This is a genomic window from Streptomyces sp. NPDC004752, from assembly GCF_053601275.1.
Genome location: NZ_JBSGBN010000242.1, coordinates 1 through 5,723, shown reverse-complemented (window position 1 = coordinate 5,723; position 5,723 = coordinate 1). Strand labels below are relative to the sequence as shown.

General features: G+C 70.4%; 5 protein-coding genes and 1 pseudogene. All 6 read left to right on the top strand.

All coding sequences use genetic code 11. From position 1 onward, the window contains the following. Positions 1-412 precede the first annotated feature (412 nt). Positions 413-841 (top strand): ATP-binding protein, encoded by a 429-nt coding sequence (locus tag ACWEKM_RS45500; protein ID WP_451627189.1) that lies wholly within the window; start codon positions 413-415, stop codon positions 839-841. Further along, positions 838-1,440 (top strand): hypothetical protein, encoded by a 603-nt coding sequence (locus ACWEKM_RS45495; RefSeq protein ID WP_451627188.1) that lies wholly within the window; start codon positions 838-840, stop codon positions 1,438-1,440. Before ACWEKM_RS45500 ends, ACWEKM_RS45495 begins: the two co-directional genes overlap by 4 nt. Before the next feature lie 1,018 nt (positions 1,441-2,458). Beyond that, complete coding sequence (tatA, locus tag ACWEKM_RS45490; protein ID WP_451627187.1) at positions 2,459-2,740, top strand: Sec-independent protein translocase subunit TatA; 282 nt, start codon at positions 2,459-2,461, stop codon at positions 2,738-2,740. A 268-nt stretch (positions 2,741-3,008) separates the two neighbouring features. After that, complete coding sequence (tatC, locus tag ACWEKM_RS45485) at positions 3,009-3,854, top strand: twin-arginine translocase subunit TatC (RefSeq protein ID WP_451627186.1); 846 nt, start codon at positions 3,009-3,011, stop codon at positions 3,852-3,854. Between the two features lie 30 nt (positions 3,855-3,884). Further along, positions 3,885-5,087 (top strand): annotated as a pseudogene (locus tag ACWEKM_RS45480) (FAD-dependent oxidoreductase); the annotation flags it as partial. Between the two features lie 130 nt (positions 5,088-5,217). Beyond that, positions 5,218-5,723 (top strand): helix-turn-helix domain-containing protein (locus ACWEKM_RS45475; RefSeq protein ID WP_451627185.1); only part of this gene is annotated, 506 nt, incomplete at its 3' end.

Here is a 5,723-nt window from a genome sequence, read left to right as displayed (position 1 = left end):
AAATAGGCTGGACCGGAGCCGCGCGTTTCTGCGCGGGGGGCCCCCCCGCGGGGGGGGGGGCCGCACTCCCGGCGGCACCGGACCACGGTCGTTCACGGGAATTCGGCCCGCTCCCCTTCCGCGGTTGCCGAACCAGTGGGACCGGTCGCCCTCGCCGTCGATTCCCGCGAAGAAGGCCAGTCCTTGGCCGACTTGACGCGCAAGTGCGCGGCCGGGGCCTGCACGCTTCCCAGTCTCTACCTGACCAACAAGAGCGGAGCAAAAGGCGCGAATTGCTCGAACCGTTCGGCATGCGCCGTCCGTGGAATTGAATGAACGCTCCGATGCAGGAGCCGGCCGACCGACCGTCCGTCGAAGCGTTGGCAGTCTCCACGTTCCGGTCTCCACACATGCACAGAAGAGTCAGAAGACCATGTTCGTAACCGATTCCCCCCGCCCGAGTCCACCGGCCTCCCGGCGTTGCCGACACGAGGCACTGCTCGCCCTGCCCGCGCAGGAGGCGCACGTCTCCGCCGCTCGTCACCTCACGGCCGATCTGCTGGAGACCTGGCATGTTCCCAAGAGCGAGCGTGAGTCCGCCGTTCTCATCGTCGACGAACTCGCAGCCAACGCCGCCCAGTACGGCCGCGAGCACATGACCCTGCGGCTCGTCCTCGACCACGGCACCCTGAACATTGTGGTCAGTGACTCCGGAACGGCCGTGGAGCGCCGTCGCCCCGACATCGCCCCGGACGAGCACGGCCGCGGCACCGGCATCGTCCAGTACCTCGCGCAGTCGACCGAGGTCCACCAGACGCGCAGCGGCCGCGAAGTCCGCGCCTGCATGAGGTGCTCGGCATGACCGGCCCCGGATTTCCGTGCGAGCCGCCACCCCCGGCCGGGCCCGGCACCGCGGCAATGCGTCGGCTGCCGGCCACCGGCGCCCGCCCCGGCGCAGGATCACCCGACGACCCCCGCGAGTGGGCGCTCGCGACCCACAAGCCGTGCCCCGTCGATGTCTGTCCAGCCCCGGTCCGTAAGCCGCAGGACATCCCCCTGAACTCCGGCGAGGACGTCGGCGCCCCGCCCCCGCACGAGGCGTATGCGAACGCGCCCGACCTGCGCCGCGAAATGCACCAGTTGCTTGCCCTCGGAGCCGAGCGCGACGGCCGCCAGGCCAGGACCGTCACCGTGGCGCCGGTCGACGCCGCGGTCGCCGAACGCGCCTGGCTGCTGCGCCGGGCAGCCCTCATGGACCGTATGGCCCTGGAAAGCCCTGGCCCCGGCACAGTCGGCGCGGCCGCACAAACCGCCGAACAACTCCTGCGGCACGACCGCCGCCGTCCCGACCTGGTGGCCGGTCCGTACCGACCCGACATGATCACGCCCGGCCCCGGCTGTCGCCGCTACGTCCGCCAGGAGTACGCCGCCTGGACGGCTGCCGGGCGCCCCAGAATCTGAATCGATCCCGTCCCGGCAAGAAGGAAGAAACACACATGAATCGCAAGGAGATCGAAACCCGGCACGCCCCCGCGGTAGCCGGCCAACTCGGCTCGCCTCCCCCCTCAAGCCCGACAGCCATGCGTGAGTATCACGTCGGCCGGCGACAGGAACCGTCACGCCAGAAAGAGCCGATGAACGCACCGTCGCCTTACGCGGAGACCCATCAGCTGTCCCGGATGCCCGAACGCGGTTGCTCCCAGGGGCAGCGGCTGGGCGCCCATCCAGCCCAAACGCCCCCGCGCACTCCTCGGACCGGGCAGCCGGTGCAGGCAGCCATGCAGGTCATAGACGGCGAGCTACGGCTCGCCGTATGCCTGATGCCGGCCGGGCCCCCCGCGGTCGCGGCAGCGACGGGCGATGAACTCACTTGTGCGGCCTGGCCGGACGATGCCCCGGGAACCTCCCGATGGCGCGGACGGCGGACACCGGTGCAACCGCCGTGCCAAGTGCACCGGGAAACCTCCTCCCCGGCGCCCGCGCACGAGACCGCGGGCACGGACGTCGGCCTGCCCGGCCACCTCCTGCGTATCCCCTCCTGCGACGACGCGTGCCGGCCACCTGTCGGTGTAGAGCCTTGCCGGTTCGTGGACATCGGCCGCGTCCAGCAGCGTGGTGTCCCGGCCGAGTGCGGCCGGGACGCGGAAAGGGAACTCTTCGCCGTATCGGCGCACGGGCAACCGTGCTGGACGCGCCCGCCGGCGTCGGCGGGCCGTCGTCCGCGGCCAAAGGTGTGTGCCTCAAAGGTGTGCGCCTCCCGCCGCGTCAACCTTCCGCACGGCCCAGCCGTGGGCGGAACGCTTCTTTGGGCAACGACCGAGGTTCCGCGCGTGCCCGGAGAGCGACGGGAGCATGCTTGGGGCGGTACGACACGATGCGCCGCGGGCGCTCCCGCTCCCCTCGCTGCCGCGCAGGAACAAGCGGTCCGGATCGCCGATGCAGGTATGTGGGCCGACGCGTTCGAAGAGGTGGTGTGACGATGTTCCGCAATGCGCTGGAACCCTGGCACTTGCTGATCCTGGTCGCGGTGGTGATTTTGATCTTCGGCTCGAAGAAACTGCCCGACACGGCCCGGGCGCTGGGCAAGTCCATGCGGATCCTCAAAAGCGAGACCAGGGCCATGAAGGACGACGGCGCCTCGAACGAGCCACGCCCCGAGCCCGGGCCTGCACCGGGACCGCGGACGATCCCGGGCGCTCCCGCAGACACCGCCACCGCCCGCACCACGCCCACGGACAGCACGACCAGCCACCGAGACTGAGCCCGGTTGGCCGGAGCAGCGCTGTTTCCCGGCCCGGGCGCGGCGCGTAACAGCGGACGGTCCGAGGACCTTCGTGAGCCGCCCACCCTCGGGCTGGGCAGGGCAGATCAGCTCGCGGTAAGTGGCGCCGACCCGGACCAACCGCCTCCTGGACGCGTCACCGGCCGCAATCGCCGCCATGGCTCGCACCCCACCGGGTGACGGAGAGGACCAAGTACTGACGCAGGGCCGGTGGTCCCCGGTCTGCCGCACGAAATGAGGACGTGGGATGCCCCAGTCGGCCCGCAACAAGGAGAAGGATCCCGAGGGGCGGATGCCGCTCGCGGAGCACCTTCGTGAGCTCCGCAACCGGCTCGCCAGGGCCGTCCTTGCCATCCTGGCCGTCACGATTGCCGCGGCTTTCCACTACAAGGGCATCATCGACTTCTGCACGAGGCCGGTGCTGGAGTCGGTCGGCTGCCCGACGTCCTTCGCCGATCTGGCCAAGCAGACCGCGGACACCACCTGCGCGCGAATCACGATCAACGGTCTGCTCGCGCCCTTCACGCTGGCGCTGAAGGTGTCCCTGATGGCCGGCGTCGTGCTGGCCTCGCCGGTATGGCTGTACCAGCTGTGGGCGTTCGTTGCCCCCGGCCTGCACAAGCACGAGCGGAAATACGCCTACGCGTTCGTCGGCGCGGGCGTCCCGCTGTTCTTCGGCGGCGCCTTGGTCGCCTACAAGGTGTTGCCCACGACCGCGAAAGTGTTGATCGACTTCACCCCGCACGGGGTGGACAACCTGTTGCCGTTGGACGATCTGCTCGACCTCGTCACCCGTATGGTGGTCGTCTTCGGTCTCTCCTTCGAGATGCCGCTGCTGCTGGTGATGCTGAACCTCACCGGAGTGCTGTCCGGCCGGCGGATGCTCGGCCGGTGGCGCGGCACGATCGTGGGGATCTCGGTCTTTTCGGCTGTGGCGACGCCGAGCACGGACCCGCTGAGCATGCTGGCGCTGGCCGCACCGATCTGGGGGCTCTATTTCGCCGCCGTTGTCTTTTCACTTCTCAATGACCGGCGCAAGGCCCGAAGAGAGACAGAGGGACCCGGCGGCATCGGGCGATCCGCCGTGATCTGACGCGGGGGGAGCGGGCCGGGCTTGCGGATGGCGAGCGGGTGGCGCGCAAGCATGATGTGTTCCTGGCCCGGCCGCGGGGCTGGCGTAACCAGGTATGGGAGACCGACCACGTCCAGGCGCCGGTGCTGGCCGCGCTGCGTTACACCACCTTCGCCCTCGGAGCTCCCACGGCAGGCCCTTACCGCCCGGCACGCGGTGGCCATCGCCACCGGCAGCCGTCCGAATCTCCCCGACATCCCGGGCATCGAAGAGGCCCGGCCCTGGACCAACCGGCACGGCACCGACTCCAGCACCGTGCCCGCCCGGCTCGCCGTCGTCGGCGGCGGCGGAGTCGGCGTCGAGATGGCCACCCTCTGGCAGGGCCTTGGCTCCCAGGTCACGCTGCTCGCCCGGCGCCGCTTGATCCCCCGCTTGGAGCCCTTTGCCGGTGAGCTGGTCGCCCAGGGACTGAGCGAGTCGGGCGTGGATGTACGGACCGGCGTACAGGTGAGCGCTGTGCGCCGCCCGGACCCCGAGGGATCGGTCACCCTCACCCTCGACGGCGGCAGCGAGCTGATGGCCGATGAGGTGCTGTTCGCCACCGGCCGCACACCCGCCACCAGCGACATCGGCCTGGACACCATTGGACTCACTCCCGGCTCCTGGCTGGACGTGGACACCACCTGCCTGGTCAACGGTGTCGACGGCGACTGGCTCTACGCGCTCGGGGACGTCAACCACCGCGCCCTGCTCACCCATCAGGGCAAGTACCAGGGGCGGACCGCAGGTGACGCGATCGCCGCCCGCGCCGCAGGCCGACCGCTGGACGACGCCCCTTGGGGCGACCACGCCACCACCGCCGACCAGCACGCCGTACCCCAGGTGTTCTTCACCGACCCCGAAGCGGCCGCGGTGGGCCTGACCGCCGAGCAGGCTGAGCAGGCAGGCCACCGGATCAGGACCGTCGACCTCGACTTCAACGCTGCCCAGGGCGCCAACCTCTACGCCGACGGCTACCACGGCCACGCCCGGCTGGTCGTCGACGTCGACCGGGAGATTCTGCTCGGAGTGACCTTCGTCGGCCCGGGCGTCAGTGAGCTCCTGCACTCGGCCACCATCGCGGTCGCCGGCGAGGTCCCGCTCAAGCGGCTCAGGCACGCGATCGCCTGCTTCCCGACCGTCAGCGAGATCTGGCTCTTCCTGATCACCGCCTACCAGCGAGACCAGAAAGCGCCGGAGACCGCCCCCGTGTGATGCCGCCGCCGCAGGCCGAGAGGCCCTCGGCGCGGGGCCTCTCGCCCGGGCAGACCGTGCTTGGTGATCACGGCTGGTGTCCTGCGCCTGAAGTTCGTTGAATATGTGTGGCCGTGCTCGCATGGCGCGCATGGGACGGCCGGTGGCCGAGGTGACGTTGACCGACGACGAGCGCGAGACGCTGGTGCGTCGGTCGCGGCGGGCGACCTCGGCTCAGGCTCTGGCCCAGCGGTGCCGGATCGTGCTGGGCTGTGCGGAGGGGAAGTCGAACCAGCAGGTGGCCGCCGAACTGGGCGTCTGGCCGCAGACGGTGGGAAAGTGGCGCCGCCGGTTCCTGGAGTCGCGCCTGGACGGCCTGGCGGACGAGCCGCGTCGGCGCCCCGCGCAAGATCTCCGACGAGGAGGTCGAGGCACTCGTCGTGGCTACCCTGGAGCGCACCGCCACACGCTGGTCGCGATCCTCCATGGCGGCCGAGAGCGGCTTGTCGAAGTCCACCGTGGGGCGGAGATCTGGCGGACGTTCGGCATGAGGCCGCACCAAGTGGACAGCTTCAAGCTGTCCAACGACCCGCAGTTCGTCGACAAGGTCCGCGACATCGTCGGCCTCTACCTCGACCCGCCGGAGAAGGCCCTGGT

What these genes read in the sequence shown, in the direction of transcription:
- ACWEKM_RS45495 (WP_451627188.1), top strand. Translation starts at nt 838, where the DNA reads ATGACCGGCCCCGGATTTCCGTGCGAGCCGCCACCCCCGGCCGGGCCC.
- tatA (WP_451627187.1), top strand. Translation starts at nt 2,459, where the DNA reads ATGTTCCGCAATGCGCTGGAACCCTGGCACTTGCTGATCCTGGTCGCG.
- ACWEKM_RS45500 (WP_451627189.1), top strand. Translation starts at nt 413, where the DNA reads ATGTTCGTAACCGATTCCCCCCGCCCGAGTCCACCGGCCTCCCGGCGT.
- tatC (WP_451627186.1), top strand. Translation starts at nt 3,009, where the DNA reads ATGCCCCAGTCGGCCCGCAACAAGGAGAAGGATCCCGAGGGGCGGATG.